General features: G+C 46.6%; 16 protein-coding genes. 12 read left to right on the top strand and 4 right to left on the bottom strand.

The window, feature by feature from the left end:
* The first annotated feature begins 10 nt into the window (after positions 1–10).
* The 11 genes from L4D09_RS07010 (at position 11) to mgtE (ending at position 8,390) form a co-directional block, all read left to right on the top strand.
* On the top strand, positions 11–982 hold the full coding sequence (locus tag L4D09_RS07010) for a KpsF/GutQ family sugar-phosphate isomerase (RefSeq protein WP_428456777.1): 972 nt from the start codon (positions 11–13) through the stop codon (positions 980–982).
* Positions 982–1,533 (top strand): 3-deoxy-manno-octulosonate-8-phosphatase KdsC, encoded by a 552-nt coding sequence (gene kdsC, locus L4D09_RS07015; protein WP_428456778.1) that lies wholly within the window; start codon positions 982–984, stop codon positions 1,531–1,533. Before L4D09_RS07010 ends, kdsC begins: the two co-directional genes overlap by 1 nt.
* Complete coding sequence (gene lptC / locus L4D09_RS07020) at positions 1,530–2,087, top strand: LPS export ABC transporter periplasmic protein LptC (protein WP_428456779.1); 558 nt, start codon at positions 1,530–1,532, stop codon at positions 2,085–2,087. The genes kdsC and lptC overlap by 4 nt, the downstream gene beginning before the upstream one ends.
* On the top strand, positions 2,074–2,577 hold the full coding sequence (lptA, locus tag L4D09_RS07025) for a lipopolysaccharide transport periplasmic protein LptA (protein WP_428456780.1): 504 nt from the start codon (positions 2,074–2,076) through the stop codon (positions 2,575–2,577). The genes lptC and lptA overlap by 14 nt, the downstream gene beginning before the upstream one ends.
* Before the next feature lie 7 nt (positions 2,578–2,584).
* Complete coding sequence (gene lptB / locus L4D09_RS07030; RefSeq protein ID WP_428456781.1) at positions 2,585–3,310, top strand: LPS export ABC transporter ATP-binding protein; 726 nt, start codon at positions 2,585–2,587, stop codon at positions 3,308–3,310.
* Between the two features lie 114 nt (positions 3,311–3,424).
* Positions 3,425–4,906: an RNA polymerase factor sigma-54 gene (locus tag L4D09_RS07035; RefSeq protein WP_428456782.1), complete on the top strand. Its 1,482-nt coding sequence runs from the start codon at positions 3,425–3,427 to the stop codon at positions 4,904–4,906.
* A gap of 26 nt (positions 4,907–4,932) precedes the next feature.
* A complete protein-coding gene (gene hpf / locus L4D09_RS07040) occupies positions 4,933–5,220 on the top strand; it encodes a ribosome hibernation promoting factor (RefSeq protein ID WP_428456783.1) in 288 nt (95 codons plus the stop codon).
* Positions 5,221–5,222: 2 nt separating this feature from the next.
* The gene (gene ptsN / locus L4D09_RS07045) at positions 5,223–5,672 is read left to right on the top strand and encodes a PTS IIA-like nitrogen regulatory protein PtsN (protein WP_428456784.1); all 450 of its coding nucleotides are present in this window, start codon (positions 5,223–5,225) and stop codon (positions 5,670–5,672) included.
* 40 nt (positions 5,673–5,712) lie between these two features.
* Positions 5,713–6,564: an RNase adapter RapZ gene (gene rapZ / locus L4D09_RS07050; protein WP_428456785.1), complete on the top strand. Its 852-nt coding sequence runs from the start codon at positions 5,713–5,715 to the stop codon at positions 6,562–6,564.
* On the top strand, positions 6,561–6,836 hold the full coding sequence (locus tag L4D09_RS07055) for an HPr family phosphocarrier protein (protein ID WP_428456786.1): 276 nt from the start codon (positions 6,561–6,563) through the stop codon (positions 6,834–6,836). Before rapZ ends, L4D09_RS07055 begins: the two co-directional genes overlap by 4 nt.
* Positions 6,837–7,031: 195 nt before the next feature.
* Positions 7,032–8,390: a magnesium transporter gene (gene mgtE / locus L4D09_RS07060; RefSeq protein ID WP_428456787.1), complete on the top strand. Its 1,359-nt coding sequence runs from the start codon at positions 7,032–7,034 to the stop codon at positions 8,388–8,390.
* Between the two features lie 105 nt (positions 8,391–8,495).
* Here the strand turns inward: mgtE and pmbA are convergent, their stop codons facing one another.
* Positions 8,496–9,839, bottom strand: a complete 1,344-nt coding sequence (gene pmbA, locus L4D09_RS07065; protein ID WP_428456788.1) for a metalloprotease PmbA — start codon at positions 9,837–9,839, stop codon at positions 8,496–8,498.
* A gap of 168 nt (positions 9,840–10,007) precedes the next feature.
* Here pmbA and yjgA point away from each other — a divergent pair, with 168 nt between their 5' ends.
* Complete coding sequence (gene yjgA, locus L4D09_RS07070) at positions 10,008–10,532, top strand: ribosome biogenesis factor YjgA (RefSeq protein WP_428456789.1); 525 nt, start codon at positions 10,008–10,010, stop codon at positions 10,530–10,532.
* A gap of 124 nt (positions 10,533–10,656) precedes the next feature.
* Here the strand turns inward: yjgA and tldD are convergent, their stop codons facing one another.
* The 3 genes from tldD to L4D09_RS07085 form a co-directional block, all read right to left on the bottom strand.
* Positions 10,657–12,102 carry a metalloprotease TldD gene (gene tldD, locus L4D09_RS07075; RefSeq protein WP_428456790.1) on the bottom strand — a complete coding sequence of 482 codons (1,446 nt, stop codon included), beginning with the start codon at positions 12,100–12,102 and terminating at the stop codon, positions 10,657–10,659.
* A gap of 54 nt (positions 12,103–12,156) precedes the next feature.
* Complete coding sequence (locus L4D09_RS07080; RefSeq protein WP_428456791.1) at positions 12,157–12,975, bottom strand: carbon-nitrogen hydrolase family protein; 819 nt, start codon at positions 12,973–12,975, stop codon at positions 12,157–12,159.
* Positions 12,976–13,043: 68 nt separating this feature from the next.
* Positions 13,044–16,940: a YhdP family protein gene (locus L4D09_RS07085; protein ID WP_428456792.1), complete on the bottom strand. Its 3,897-nt coding sequence runs from the start codon at positions 16,938–16,940 to the stop codon at positions 13,044–13,046.
* Positions 16,941–16,948: the final 8 nt, after the last annotated feature.

Genomic DNA, 16,948 nt, shown 5'->3' on the forward strand with positions numbered 1-16,948 from the left:
GAGCCCTATTATGTCTAATACGTTTGATTTTTGCGCTTTTGGCCGCAAAGTTATTGAAATTGAAGCAGAAGCCCTAAAAAACTTAACCCAATATATTAACGGTAGTTTCACTCAGGCCTGTGAATTAATTGCAGGCTGCTCAGGCAAAGTGATTATCATGGGTATGGGCAAGTCAGGGCATATTGGCAACAAAATTGCTGCGACGCTGGCAAGCACTGGCACACCTGCATTCTTTGTCCACCCAGGAGAAGCGAGCCATGGTGACTTAGGCATGGTCAAAAAAGGCGATGTCGTTTTGGCTATTTCTAATTCCGGCGAAGCATCCGAAGTTCTGGCACTGCTACCGGTGATCAAACGCTTAGGTATTCCCTTGATCAGCATGACGGGTAAGCCAGAATCAAGTATGGCTAAGCTGTCACAAATCCATCTACAGATCACTGTAGATAAAGAAGCCTGCCCATTAAACTTAGCACCAACATCGAGCACAACGGCAACATTAGCGATGGGGGATGCGCTCGCTATCGCCTTGATGGAATCACGCGGATTCACCGCTGATGACTTTGCTCTCTCTCACCCCGGTGGCGCGTTAGGCAGAAAGTTGCTGATGCGTATTAGCGATGTTATGCATAGCGGCAAGTTCCTACCTGTCGTAACGGAAGAAGCCTCAATAAAAGATGCACTTCTTGAAGTCTCTCGTAAAGGCTTGGGAATGACGGCTATCATTGATAGTAACCAGCAGCTTCTTGGCATCTTCACTGATGGCGATCTTCGCCGCCTATTGGATAGCCGTATTGATATTCACAACACCACAATTGGTGAAGTGATGACCAGAAACCCTGCTACCATTTCTCCACAGTTACTGGCAGCTGAAGGTTTAAAACAAATGGAAGATCGCAAAATCAATGGCCTACTGGTCACTGAACATGGCAAACTGGTCGGGGCGCTGAACATGCACGATCTACTCAAAGCGGGAGTCATGTAATGCAAGTTGATACATTGTATGGCCCTGTATGCCAATCGAACATGGCCAAAGCGAAAGAGATTAAGCTATTAATTTGCGATGTCGACGGTGTTTTTTCAGATGGCCGCATCTACATGGGGAACGATGGCGAAGAGCTTAAAACGTTCCACACTCGTGACGGCTATGGCATAAAGTCTCTGATGGGGGCTGGCATTGAAATCGCCATCATTACAGGGCGAAAGTCAGCCATTGTTGAAAACCGTATGTCGGCGCTGGGCATCCAACATATCTATCAAGGGCAAGACAATAAACTGGCTGCCTATGACGATATCGTCAACACCCTAGCCATCGCCCCTGAGCACACCGCCTACATTGGCGATGATTTAATTGACTGGCCGGTTATGGAAAAAGTTGGCCTGTCTATTTGTGTGGCTGATGGCCACCCTCTCTTGGCTCGCCGTGCTGATTTCACCACCCGTATTCAGGGCGGTTATGGTGCCGTGCGTGAAGTGTGCGACTTAATCCTTGAGGCCAGAGGGGAGCTCGATAAACATAAAGGCTTAAGTATATGACCTTACAAAGGCTACTCTATGTACTACTCATTGTGATCTGTGCATGGACTGGCTACTACCTGCTTGATAAGCACTGGCAGGCAGATATTCAAGTCGCGCCTGATACAGAAAAGCCTATATTTACAGGCAAAAGCGTAGTGAATACGGCTTTCAATCAATCAGGGTTACGCAGTTACCAAATCGATGCCAATTACCTTGAGCACTTTAGTAGTAGTGGTAATACTGATTTTGTTGAACCCGTATTGTGGCTCTACCGTGATGGGACAGAAACAGAATGGCGGATCAGCTCAAACACAGCGCGACTCGATAAGAACCACGTGTTACAAATGACGGGTAATGTTCGTATTTTCAACTTATTACCAGAGTCTGCTGTTAAAGTAATTAAAACCGAAAACTTACGCATTGATCTTGTTAGCAAAGATTTTGACACCCCAGATCATGTCACTATTACTGGTGATGCTTTTCAAAATGAAGGGCTGGGGATGAAAGGAAATATGGATCGTAGCGTCGCCACCTTATTAAAAAATGTGAAAGGTAGATATGAAGCTTTATAAAATTACGACCCTGCTCTGCCTTTGTATCAGCACCTCTAGCTGGGCTTTAAAAAGCGATACAGAGCAACCAATTTATATCGACTCAGACAACCAAGAACTTGATATTCAAAAAAATATCGTGACTTTCACTGGCAATGTTATCTTACGTCAGGGCAGTATTGATATTCGAGCTGATAAAGTGGTTGTTACCCGACCTAATGGTAATGAAGGCAGTGAAACCATTGATGCTTATGGTAACCCGGCAACCTTCCACCAGCTGATGGATGACGGTAAGCCTATTGATGGCGCAGCTAAAAAAATGCGCTATGAAACCAATATCGAGTTTCTGAAAATGACCGACGACGCCATTCTTATTCAGGATGGTAGTGAAATTCAAGGCAAGGTTATTAGCTACAAAATTGACGAGCAAAAACTCGTTGCTGAGAGTGGCAAGAAAAAACGGGTAACCACGATCTTGCAGCCTAACCAAATGAATCAAAACAAGAAGTAATCACGACATGGCAACGCTAAAAGCCCAAAATCTTGCAAAAAGCTATAACGGCCGCAAAGTAGTGTCCGACGTTAGCCTTGAGGTTCAGTCTGGTAAAATCGTTGGCCTATTAGGGCCAAACGGTGCTGGAAAAACGACCTCGTTCTATATGATTGTCGGCCTTGTGGCGCGTGACGAAGGTTCAATAACCATTGATGATGAAGACATCAGTCTTCAACCAATGCATAACCGCTCTCGCATGGGGATCGGCTACCTGCCACAAGAAGCATCGATTTTCCGCAAACTGTCGGTACACGATAATCTTATGGCTGTATTGCAAACACGCAAAGAGCTAACAAAGGCTGAGCGTCAGGATAAGCTGGAAGAATTATTAGATGAATTCAACATTCAGCACATTCGCAACAGTTTAGGTATGGCACTATCTGGGGGTGAGCGTCGCCGTGTTGAAATCGCTCGTGCACTCGCCGCTAACCCAAAATTCATTCTCTTAGATGAACCATTTGCAGGGGTTGATCCAATATCTGTGATCGATATTAAAAAGATCATTGAGCACCTACGGGATCGCGGTCTTGGTGTATTGATCACCGATCATAACGTTCGAGAGACGCTGGATGTCTGTGAGCAAGCTTACATTGTCAGCCAGGGACATTTGATTGCGCATGGCACCCCAAGCGAAGTGTTAAATGATGAACATGTAAAACGAGTCTATCTGGGTGACCAGTTCCGTCTATAGTTATACATAAGGACGTACCAGGAGCTAGCACCGAGAATCGAATAATGGATTCCGTATCACTTACCGGTGCTATGCAGCCAACACCAAAGATAATAACAAGGTACATACATATATATGAAAACCTCGCTCCAGCTCAAACTTGGCCAACAATTGGCAATGACGCCTCAACTGCAACAAGCAATTCGGCTTTTGCAATTGTCTACCTTGGATCTTCAGCAAGAAATTCAAGAAGCCCTAGACGCCAACCCACTGCTGGAGCTTGAAGAAAGTGCACATGAAACCTTAACCGGTGAAGAGCACAAACCTGAGAGCGCCGAGCACACAGAGGCATCTGCACAAGAATCCGATAGCAGCGAACCTGAACCCTATGACACTTCAGATGTCATTGAACAACGAGAGATGCCAGAAGAGCTCCCTGTCGATACGACTTGGGATGATGTCTACAGCGCTGGGACAGGTAGCACAGGTATTGCTATTGATGACGAAATGCCCGTTTATCAAGGTGAAACCACCGAAAGCCTGCAAGATTACCTCATGTGGCAAGTTGAACTCACCCCATTCAGTGATACCGACCATACCATTGCCACAGCAATTATTGATGGTATCGATGATAAAGGTTATCTAACCTGTTCAACCGATGAAATCCTTGAAAGTTTAGGCGCTGAAGATGTCGAGCTTGATGAAGTTGAAGCCGTTCTTAAACGCATTCAGCAGTTTGACCCATTAGGGGTCGCATCACGTAACCTGCAAGAATGCCTTTTGCTTCAATTGGCTACGTTTCCTAAAGACACACCTTGGCTACCTGAAGCCCGCATGCTGCTTACCGACTGTATCAACTTACTGGCAAACCGCGATTACCGTCAGTTAATGCGTGATACCAAACTGAAAGAGTCCGAACTAAAAGCCGTAATGCAACTGATTCATGGCCTAGACCCTCGACCTGGTAACCGTGTCGTTGCGTCAGAAACTGAATACGTTGTGCCTGATGTATCTGTCTTTAAAGATCACGGCAAATGGGTCGTCACTATCAATCCAGATAGCGTACCGCGCATTCGCGTCAATCAACAGTATGCAGCATTAAGCAAAAGTACCCGTAACACCGCTGATAGCCAGTTTATCCGCACGCACCTACAAGATGCAAAATGGCTGATCAAAAGCCTAGAAAGCCGTAATGAAACATTATTAAAAGTCGCCCGCTGTATTGTCGAATACCAACAAGACTTCTTCGAATATGGCGAAGAAGCCATGAAGCCAATGGTACTCAACGATATTGCGCTGGCGGTTGATATGCATGAGTCCACGATATCCAGGGTAACGACGCAAAAATATATGCATACCCCTCGTGGCATTTTTGAACTGAAATACTTCTTCTCAAGTCACGTAAGTACTGATAACGGCGGCGAATGCTCGTCAACCGCTATCCGCGCCTTGGTTAAAAAGCTGGTAGCAGCAGAAAACCAAGTCAAGCCACTGAGTGACAGTAAAATAGCGACATTACTGGCGGACCAAGGGATCGTGGTGGCAAGAAGAACCATTGCCAAATACCGTGAATCTCTGGGCATTCCGCCGTCTAATCAGCGAAAACGTCTGCTCTAACAGGCGCCAACAGAAGGAAGATGTCTATGCAAATTAACCTAACCGGGCACCATGTCGAAATTACACCGTCAATGCGCGAATATGTCCTGACGAAATTCGATAAGTTGGAGCGCTTTTTCGATAAAATTAATAATGTTAATGTTGTGCTCAACGTCGAAAAATTACAGCAAGTTGCAGAGGCTACACTGCATATTAACTCGGGAGAAATCCACGCAAAGGCGGATTCTGAAAATATGTATGCTGCTATTGACGCATTAACTGATAAACTGGTTCGTCAACTAAACAAACACAAAGATAAACTCAATAGTCACTAATCATGCAACTGAGTAATGTATTGAGCCTGGACTGCACTAAAAGTGCAGTCCCTTGCTCCAGTAAAAAGCGTGCTTTGGAAATTATCAGTGAAATTGCTGCTGAGCACCTTGACCAGAACCCCCAGCCTCTCTTTGAGTGTATGCTGAGCCGAGAAAAGATGGGCAGTACCGGTATCGGTAATGGCATCGCGATCCCTCATGGCCGCATCAATAATAGTGAGCAAGCCGTTGCTGTATTGATCCAATGTCAGGATCCGATTCAGTTTGATGCTATCGACAACCAACCAGTTGATTTGCTATTTGCATTGCTCGTGCCCGATGCACAATGTAAAGAGCATCTGCAAACCCTTTCCTGTATGGCTGAAAAGCTCAGCAGTAAACAAGTTTGTAAGCAACTTCGCACCGCAAAAAGTGATGAAGAGCTTTATCAAATCCTAACCTGTGATTCATAATGATCATCACACACTCCCCGATTGTTGAGGTATCTCAGCCATGATGTTAATGGTCGTAAGTGGGCGCTCTGGCTCAGGTAAGTCTATCGCCTTGCGTGTACTTGAAGATCTTGGTTATTACTGCGTTGATAACTTACCGGTGACTTTACTGCCGCAATTTATCAAGACGCTAGAAGGTAACCAGCAAAATGTCGCCGTCAGCATTGATGTCCGTAATATGCCAGCAGAGCCAGATGTGATCCGTGAAACATTGGATTCGCTTGGTGATGATGTCGATGTGAATGTACTGTTCCTCGATGCAGATGACAAAGAGCTAATCAAACGCTATAGCGAAACTCGGCGCTTACACCCGCTATCTCGCAACAACATGAGCCTTGAACAAGCAATTTTGTCTGAAAGCGATCACCTTGCGGAATTAAAAGAACACGCCGATCTTGTCATCGATACCACCAGTAAATCGATCCATGATCTTAGTGAAACGGTACGTTCTCGTGTGCTTGGTCGGGATGCCCGCGAACTCATCATGGTCTTTGAATCTTTCGGTTTTAAACATGGCCTGCCTACGGACGCTGATTATGTGTTTGACGTGCGGTTTTTACCTAACCCACATTGGGTTCCTGAACTAAAACCACAAACCGGCCTTGATCAAGACGTCAAAGAGTATCTTTCTGCACAGCCTGAAGTTAACCAGTTGATCTATCAAATTCGCAACTTTATCGAAACCTGGTTGCCTATGCTTGAAAAGAACAATCGCAGCTACCTTACTGTCGCGATAGGTTGTACTGGCGGCCAACATCGCTCCGTTTATGTCGCTCAGAAACTGGCTGAACATTTCAAATACGAAGGGCACCAAATTCAAATTCGCCACCGTACGTTGGAAGCTAAAAAATGACCCAGTGCTCCCGGGAATTGTTTATTAAAAACCGCCTAGGACTACATGCAAGAGCAGCCATCAAATTGGTCGAACTTGCGCAGAGTTTCGAGTCGTGTATTACTATCTGCAATGGTGAAAAAACGGCCACAGCAGATAGTGTTATGGGACTATTAATGCTGGAATCAGCCCAAGGGCAACAGATCAGTGTCAGTGCAGACGGGACTGACGCCCTCGTCGCGTTAGACGCCGTTAGTCAGCTCATCGAAGCGGGTTTTGACGAAGAAAGCTAACTCAATAGCGAAGAATAAAACAACGTAAAAGCATTAAATCTTTATTTCCTCTCAGTTCTGATGAGACACTGTATCACTATTGCGTTAAAATTCAGCTTATTGCATTGTTATACCTCTCAGCATTACTGAGTGGCTTTTGAGCCATCAAGTATCTTCAGGTATATCGCATCACGGTTATTTGGGGTATCGCAAGCAATGGCGGATGTAATAGAGCAAGACCAAACCCACCAAACACTACAAGAAGTCAACCAAGCGCTTGAAAACGGCATGTTTGTCCACGTTCGCCGAATGCTCCAAGAGATGGAGCCGGAGGACATTGCACACCTTCTCGAAGCCTCTCCGCCTAAAGAGCGTCAAGTACTTTGGCAACTTACCGATCCTGAAGAACAAGGTGAAATCCTCGACGAGCTTTCAGAAGACGTAAAAGATGGCATTGTCGCTCAAATGGCACCAGATAAACTGGCCGCTGTTACCGAAGGCATGGAAACCGATGACGTTGCCTACGTCCTACGTAGCTTACCTGATAGCAAATATCAGGAAGTACTGGCACAGATGGACGCAACCGATCGCCACCGGGTTGAGAAAGCGCTAGCCTACCCAGAAGAATCCGCCGGCGGTATCATGAGTACCGATTTCATCACTATTCGAGGGGATGTAACCGCAGATGTGGTTCTGCGTTACCTACGAATGAAGAGCGAATTGCCGGAAGCTACTGATGCCCTGTACGTTGTCGATCAAAACGAAAAACTGATTGGCCACTTATCATTGGCCACTCTTATCACCACTCAACCCGACATCCAAATCCAAGATGTTATGGATGATGCCGATGAGGCCATTGCGGTTGATATGGATGATAGCGAAGTCGCCACCCTGTTTGAACGCCGCAACTGGCTGTCAGCCCCCGTTGTTGATACCGACAATCAACTTGTTGGTCGTATTACCATTGATGATGTTGTCGATATCATTCGTGAAGATGCAGAGCATACCATGATGAGTATGGCGGGTATGGATGACGACGAAGATACTTTCGCCCCTGTGGTTAAATCCGCTAAGCGTCGAAGTATCTGGCTCGGCGTCAACGTTCTCGCAGCATTGGCTGCCGCATCAGTTTCCAACCTGTTTGAAGATACGCTTGAGCAAATGGCTGCAATCGCCATCTTGATGACGATTGTACCGTCTATGGGTGGCGTCGCCGGTAACCAAACCGTCGCGCTGGTCATTCGAGGCCTTGCTGTCGGCCACATCGGTGATACCAATACTCGCTGGTTATTAAGTAAAGAAGCCCGCGTCGGCTTAATTAACGGTATTTTATGGGCGGCAATTATTGGTGGTGTCGTAGTCTTCTGGAAAGGGAGTTTACTGCTTGGCGCTATCATTGCCGGAGCAATGCTAACCAACTTATTGGTCGCTGGTATTGCGGGGGTTTGTATTCCGATATTCCTCAAAAAGATGAACATCGATCCCGCGTTAGCTGGCGGTATGGCACTAACGACCATTACCGATATTGTCGGTTTATCCGTCTTCCTTGGGCTCGCGACCGTCTTTTTGGTATAGCCTACCCGTTCGCACCGTGAGCAAGCATCAATAAAAAAGCGAGCCTATCAAGCTCGCTTTTTTGATCAATCCACTGTCATGCCCTGAGATAAGTACAACGGCTTATTACTCACCGGCAATCTTCATGGTATCCATTAGCATGGAGCCCGTTAGGATCTGGCTGCGCGTTTCAGTATCACTACCGATAGCGACAATGTTCTTCATCATGTCTTTCAGGTTACCCGCAATAGTAACCTCACTGACAGGGTACTGGATTTCACCATTTTCGACCCAAAATCCAGCCGCGCCACGTGAATAGTCACCCGTTACGATATTCACGCCTTGGCCCATGAGCTCAGTGACCAACAAGCCGCGATCCATCTTTTTCAGCATCTGATCGAAGCTTTCACCGGTCGATTTCACTATCCAGTTATGGATACCACCGGCATGGCCTGTTGGCTGACGGTTTAGCTTACGTGCCGCATAGCTTGTCATCAGGTACGTCTGAAGCACACCATCTTGGATGATTTCACAATCGCGTGTCGCCAACCCTTCACTATCAAATGGTGTACTCGCCATACCACGTAAGATATGTGGACGCTCACTAATATTGAGCCACTCCGGGAAAATTTGCTCACCCAGTTGGTCAAGTAAAAATGTAGATTTACGATAAAGGTTAGAGCCACTGATCCCCATCACTAAATGACCAAACAACCCTGTCGCAATATCCGCCGCAAACATGATTGGTGCTTCTCGAGTAGACAGCTTCTGTGGATCAATTCGACCAACAGTACGCTCTGCCGCATGGCGCCCTACTTTCTCTGGAGTCCAGAGTTCAGAAGCACGGCGCGCTGTGGTATAGCTATAGTCTCGCTCCATCTCACCATTTTTGCCTTCCGCTATCACGCAGCAACTCGTGCTGTGACGGCTTGAAGCATAACTTGCGAGCATGCCATGACTGTTGCCATAAACACGAATGCCGTAATGGCTATCATAGCTTGCGCCGTCACTCATTTTGATTCGAGGATCAGACTCCAAGGCGGCCTGCTCAGCCTGAATCGCAATAGAGGCAGCATGATCGGGCTCTGGCTCATCAGGATGGAACAAATCAAGTTCTGGAATATCCTTCGCCATTAATTCTTTCGGGCCAGGACCAGCAAAAGGATCTTCAGAGGTATAACGCGCAATATCCAGAGCTGCTGCAACAGTTTGTGCAATCGCGTCTTCACTCAGATCAGACGTTGATGCACTACCTTTGCGCTGACCACGGTAAACGGTAATACCGAGTGCGCCATCACTATTAAACTCAACGTTCTCAACTTCGCACATACGCGTCGAGATACTGATCCCGGTCGTTTTATTTATCGCAACTTCAGCCGCATCAGCCTGTTGGCCAGCCAGCTCCAGCGCTTTAGCGACCGCTGCTTCCAGTTCAACACGCTGTTGAGCAACCTGTTCTTTCACGTCCATACTTTATTTTCTCAGTAATCGCTTACCTTTAAGATACCTTATCGGGTAACCAAATAAGCCAATGAAATTGGTATTACTCTTAGGATAACACCCCCTGTGCGTATTTTGCGCCCCAAATCCCGATTAAACTGGTAAAATAAAAACAAATGCAATTCCGAAGAGCCTGATATGAGCCGCAAAAACCAAAAAGCCCCTTGGGAAGAGGAAGAAGAAATCATCTGGGTCAGTAAATCCGAGATGAAGCGTGACATGGATGCCCTACAGAAACTGGGTGAAGAACTGGTCGAACTCAAACCTAACGCACTCGCTAAGATACCATTAGACGAAGAGCTGTTTGAGGCGATCAAAGACGCGCAGCGCTTTAAAAACGAAGCACGACGCCGTCAGCTACAGCGCATCGGTAAACTTATGCGTTATGTGGAAATTGAACCTATTCAAGCTGCTTTAGATAAGCTGAACAACAAGCACTCTCAAGCAACGTTTGAGTTAAAGAAACTTGAGCAGAAACGTGATCGTTTAATTGAGAATGGCGACAGTATGATCAACGCAATTCTAGTTGACCATCCAAATGCCGATCGTACTCGCTTGCGCCAGCTAGTTCGCCAAGCAAGCAAAGAAAAGGCTCAAAATAAGCCAGCCAAAGCTTATCGTGAAATTTTTCAGGTGCTAAAAGAACTGTACATTAAAGACTAAACGCTTTGTGAGTACAGATCCGGTCTTGCCTTGAGCATCACGGCCTCGCGATAATAAAAAAATGCCAGCATCACTGCTGGCATTTTTTATAACCTTTGGCATGACGCCCACACTAAGCCTTCGCTTACTGTGTACCACCAACGGTCATTGAGTCAACTTTCAGGGTTGGTTGCCCAACGCCAACAGGCACACTTTGGCCAGCTTTACCACACACGCCAACACCACGGTCAATATCCAGATCATTACCGACCATCGATACCTGCTGCATCGCTTCGATACCACTACCAATCAAGGTCGTACCTTTGATTGGACGCGTTATTTTACCATTCTCGATCAAGTAAGCTTCCGACGCAGAAAATACAAACTTGCCCGATGTAATATCAACCTGACCACCACCAAAGTTCGGCGCATACACACCTTTCTTCACACTCGCGATAATCTCTTCCGGTGAGTGCTCACCCGGCAGCATATACGTATTCGTCATACGCGGCATCGGCAAATGCGCATACGATTCACGTCGACCATTACCTGTCGGGTCAACGCCCATCAGGCGGGCATTCAGCTTATCTTGCATGTAGCCTTTTAGCTTACCGCCCTCAACCAATACATTGTATTGGCCTGGTGTACCTTCATCATCAATATTAATTGAACCACGACGGTCTTTGAGCGTGCCATCATCGACAATGGTACAAAGCGGTGATGTAACTTGCTGGCCCATTTGACCAGAGAACATGGAAGAGCCTTTACGGTTAAAGTCTCCCTCAAGGCCATGGCCGACCGCTTCATGCAATAAGACACCAGGCCAGCCAGCACCAAGTACAACCGGCATAGTACCTGCAGGAGCTTCATCAGCATCAATGTTGATAATCGCCTGACGCAATGCTTCATCGGCATAACTTAAAGCAATCGACTTACCGTTTTCTTCAGTTAGAAAATATTCATAACCATAGCGACCACCACCGCCCGCACTACCATGCTCGCGTTTATCGCCTTTCTCGATTAAAACACTGATTGATAAGCGTACCAATGGGCGAATATCTGCCGCATAGGTACCATCAAGTGCGGCAACCATTACCTGCTCGTAAACGCCATTAATACTAACCGAGACTTCTTTGACCATCGGCTCTTTGGTACGAATATAGCGGTCAATCTCTTCCAGTAATGCGATTTTCTGGTATTTATCAAAACTATTAAGCGGATTAACTGGCGCATAGATGTTGGTTGGGTTGCTTGGTGTGAATGCGCTTACTTTACCGCTACCACCGATGCGAGTGATCCCTCGTGCTGCTTTTGCACTTTGGGTTAATGCCAGCTGGTTGATTTGATCGGAGTAGGCAAAACCGGTTTTTTCGCCAGAAACTGCTCGAACACCAACACCCCGATCGATATTAAATGAGCCATCTTTAATAATGCTATCTTCAAGCACTAATGACTCATGCCAGCAAGACTGAAAATAAATATCAGCATAGTCCACATCCCTTGCAGCAATCATGCTCAAGGTCTGGCTTAACTCTTCACGTCCTAGCCCTGATTGGGCTAACATTGTCTCTTCTACAGTTTCCAGCGTCATCTACTTTGCTCTTGTTATATCCGACCGCCCACACATAGCGAAGGCGTATCAGTATTAGCGTTGGTGAACACTAAATCTTGCGTGATTCACCAATGGCATATTTGTTCTTATTGCTTGGCTGAGCTCTAAATCAACATCAGCCAGCAGCACTCCAGTTCCTTGTTGCTGGCAAGCGACAACCTGCCCCCAAGGGTCAACAATCATTGAGTGCCCCCAGGTTTCTCGGGACTCATTGTGTTCGCCCCATTGTGCTGCAGCAATCACCCAGCACTGAGTCTCTACCGCTCTAGCCCTCAACAGGAGCTCCCAGTGTGCTTTACCTGTTACTTTGGTAAAGGCAGCTGGCACAACAATGATGTCCGCTCCTTGCTCTCGCAAGGCCGAATATAATTGCGGGAACCTGACATCATAACAGATTGATAAGCCAATGTTGCCATAAGGCGTAGCGATCACTTTGACGTCATTGCCCGGTAAAAAGGTATCGGACTCACGGTAACTATGATGCTTATCTTCAATTTCAACATCAAACATATGGAGCTTATTATAATGACCCTGACACTCGCCTTTATCATCAAACAGCAGTGCCGTTGTAGTGATTGCACCACTCGAATGACGAATAGGCATAGAGCCAATCAGAATCCAAATGCCTAACTGATTCGCCAATTGAGCGATAGCCTGCTGAAGAGGGCCATCCCCCAATGGTTCAGCATGTTGCTGATAATCATGTCGAGAACCAAAAACCAAACAGTTTTCAGGGGTTAGAACCAGCTTAGCCCCTTGTAACTGCAGCCCTTTCAGCTTTAGTTTAAGGTGCTTAAGGTTCACTTCAGGATCGGCGCCTGAATTCATTTGTACGATGCCAACTTTAGCCATAACTTTCTCCCTAATGGCATTTCATCCAAGATATGCCCTTGGATAAAATGCAGCTCACTGCCTTGTCGTTATTTTGATTTTTCTTGCTGTTTTAAGTCTTCAGGCACGGTATATTCACCCGTGAATCGTGATTGTTCAGTCACTATTGGCGAATCTATTGGCCCTTTAACTCTATAGTTAACCTGAGTAAACACATCCAAGACTGGCGATAATGCCGTTGATATAGCAAACACATAGATAGCCGTTTGAGGTGCTACCGCAAATGCGGTTAATACCGGAATACCAGAGGTAAAGTCCGGGGTAAATCTGACCCTTGCATCCACGGTCTCATTTACAAGATTAGCACTTCCCTGAATAAACATATCACCAGCCAGTGCCTGCATTTTGATATTCGAGGTTTCAAAGCGCCCATTCTCAATTTGACCACTACCACGGATATAGTTAAATGCTAAGCCATCATCAAAGATCCCTGAGAAATCAAGCTGCATCTTGCGCACAATCGAGTCAATACTAAATAGGCCAAGCAAGCGCCCTGCACCACCAATATCACTGATCACACCTTGTCCGGTCTCTGATTTCATCTCGCCAGATAACGTCTCGCGGTGCATTGACCACGGTGAGCCTTGCCATTGAATAGAGGCATAAGTACTAAACTTAGCTCCTTGGATCCCGCCGGAGATACCAAAGCGTCCCATAAGATCAGAGCTGTTCTCACCATCGATATCAAAAGCAATCTGGGTTTCATTGCGATCATCGGTCAGTGTCCAGTGTCCATCAAGGTTGAGTGATGTCTCGCCAGAGTCGATCGTAAAGTTGACCAATTCAAGCATGCTGCCATCACGGCGGACCTTTCCAGAAACACTCCCCAGACGATAGCCTTGTAACCATGCATCATTCATCGTGATATCCATTTCTGGAATATTCACCATCATGCTGCGGTCAAAATCAGTCGCTGGCGGTATGTCTCGCTGTGGTTGGTACTTTTTCCGAGGACCATCACTTATCTCAGAATCATCCATATTAGGAATATTGAGATGCAAATTATCGAGCATAATATTGATAGGAGCGTTATCAGGCCAAACAGCTTCGCCTGTGACCTCTCGGCTGGCTAACTTCATATGCCATTGCTTGGTCTGTCTACGAAGGGTTAAATCAACACGACTCCAGTCAAGGGTGGCCAGTTTCAATTGCCGCACTTTCGCATCAACTTGGGTAGGTAATGGAATGATTGGCATCACACTTGGCTTACCAGATCGCTCAACCTGCGCCTGTTTATCATCAATATCGCTGAAAAGATCAACCCAACGATCGCCATTTATTAGTTTAGGGCTGTTGATCGTTAGCGCATGTGTTCCTTTGACCAGAGATTGAGTCCGAGCATCACCAATAACCCATTCGCTGGCATCAATTTCTAAACGCTCAGGCACAAGATTGATAATTGCTTGATATTTCATATCTGGTGCCGTAATCAATCCGGTCAATGACTGTGCATTACCACGGACTGCCAGCGTTATGTCATCATTTTTGCCAGCCTTTTGCGCCAACGGGTATGGTAACTGGCTGTGAACCTTTTCAAGAGCTGCTTGCACGTCAACAAGGTAATCAAACCCCGTGTCATGCAAATCGATATCAACTTTAGTGTGCCACTGACTGCTGCCAGAAACGTGCGCCAATAGTGGATCTTGTAACTGTGCCTGCAAAGGAGCAACTTGCCAGTCACCGTCTAACTCAACACCCACTTTATAGCCACTATCTTCACTTTTCCCTGCAAATCCAAAAGAAACTGGCTGCGTGAGCATCGATGCCGTAAAGCCATCACCATTGACGATGTCATTATCAAAAGAAATCGTACCTTTAACCTGCTCTAGAGAGATAGGTGGCGCATCAATAGCAACTTGATTTCCCGCTAATGTGGCACTGCCCCATGCTCGGACATCGCTGCCGTCGAACGGGATATCCAACTGAAATGATGAGTCGACATGGCCACTGACCTGTACGGTGGTCAACGCAGCCCCGACCGAATCAACCAATGGCGTCGCCATCATATAATCTCGGACTTGATCACCTTGCGCAGAAATATCAACAGCTAACTTGAGGTGGCCATCGCCACTTAATTCAGCATCACCTGTAACCTTCGATGCTGTCGCGCCCATGGTTTGCGCATGGTTCGCGTCAAGGTACATAAAGTCATTTTCAAACAATAGATCAAGGTCGAGCTCAGTGAGTTCAGGCCAAGCGGTATCAAAGCTAAACTTACCATTGCGCATCGGCACATAAGCCTGAAATACACCTGTATTATCGCTATATGGGAAATCGGCCAATTCGCCGTACCACAATAGCTGGGCATCTTCAGCCTTCCCGCCACGAATGGCTGCCGACAGGTAGTTCGTTAAATCTTGACCCAGTGCGTGCGTTGGTAGATAACGCCAAGTTTCACCCGCCTGACTGAGTGTTGCCTCACCATAAAATGATAGCCACGACGGTGCATCGGCTGGAAAATCTAGGCGAAACTGACCATCGACACTCAAATGTGGCGTATTCACGACCAGCTGATCACTCCACAATCGCCAGCCATCATTATCAATTTGCCAAAAAGCCGTTACATCACTTTGTTCAATGTTTAATGGGGCCTGAAAAACATCACCATAAGGCAGTTCATCATCTTCTAGTGACAACACGGCTTTGCCGCCCTGTAAATCACCAGCGACAAAAGCATCCAGTTTATGGATTTCTGGCAATAACTCCCATTGCTTCATACCGAACTGATTTAGTGCGAAAGAAAACCTCGGTGGAACATCCTTACCGCCCATAGCCCGAATGTCACTTAACGTACCACTGGGTTGCAAGGTGTTAACCATCTCAAATGCAGTGTTGTCATCGGGTAAAAAGCTAATAAAAGGTCGCAGGTGAGATAGTGATAATTGACTAATCGCGACCTGCCAGCTTTCCGGCTGCCAACGTGCCGTTATATCAAAACTCGGCCAGAGCAGATTGTCGGTTTGCAGCTCCATTTTGTCACTATCTAAACGCCAGCCCATTTCACCATTGTTCAATGAGATCGGCGTCAGGTTAACGAGGCCCTGACGAATACTAAACTCGTGCTTCTCTTCTCCCTGTTGCCAACGAAGGTAGCTGCTATCGAGCCTTGCAAAGCTCCTAAGTAAGCGACCACTATCAACGGTTAGCCAGACCTCAGCATTGATATTACTACTCGTAATATTGGCGTCCGTTAGCTGCTTTTTATTCAGCCATGGCGTCACAGAAAGATTACGGGCCTGCACATAAAGCTCACCGGATAGTTCGGTCAATGAGCGATTTTCTGACAGGTTGGCAATCACCCGCATTTGACTGAAATGCGTATCGGCAATGCTGACAACCCCTTCAGCACGGCGCTGGTTATTGTGAGTATCCCACTGCAGGTTTTCAATGTTGAGTGTGATCCGCTCACCAGCAGGTGATAGCAATATCACTGCAGAGTTTCGTACGGAGAACTGCCCTAGCTGAACAAAGAGCAATTCTTCTAAACGGCGAATGGTTGACGTTTGTCGATTGCTCGCGGTAGAAGTACTACGATTAGACAGCCCTGAAAGCTGGGTGAGATCCAAACGTAGTTGATCAATCCGAATATCTTTGAATACTGGACTCAAGCCCATGATTGACCCAAGCATATCCAGCTGCATTGACACATCGCCGACCTCAACCAGAGAGTCTGGATTATCAGGCATATTGACCCCAACGCCTTTCAAAACCAGAGAGGGTCCGAAGTTAAGCCAATGCCCTTCGACATGAGAAATTTCAAGCTGCATACTGGCTTGAGATGATGCCCATTGACGAATAGGCTCACGGTAGTCGTTAAGCTGGGGGAGAAAAAGACGCAGACCTGTAATAGCAATTGCGGCCAGTACTAATAAAATTAGCACTAGCCACATTAATCCACGTACCAGACGAACTGGAACTGTTGTCACTCAATTGC

This window comes from Photobacterium makurazakiensis, assembly GCF_050336715.1.
In the GTDB taxonomy this organism is placed as follows: Bacteria; Pseudomonadota; Gammaproteobacteria; order Enterobacterales; family Vibrionaceae; genus Photobacterium; species Photobacterium makurazakiensis.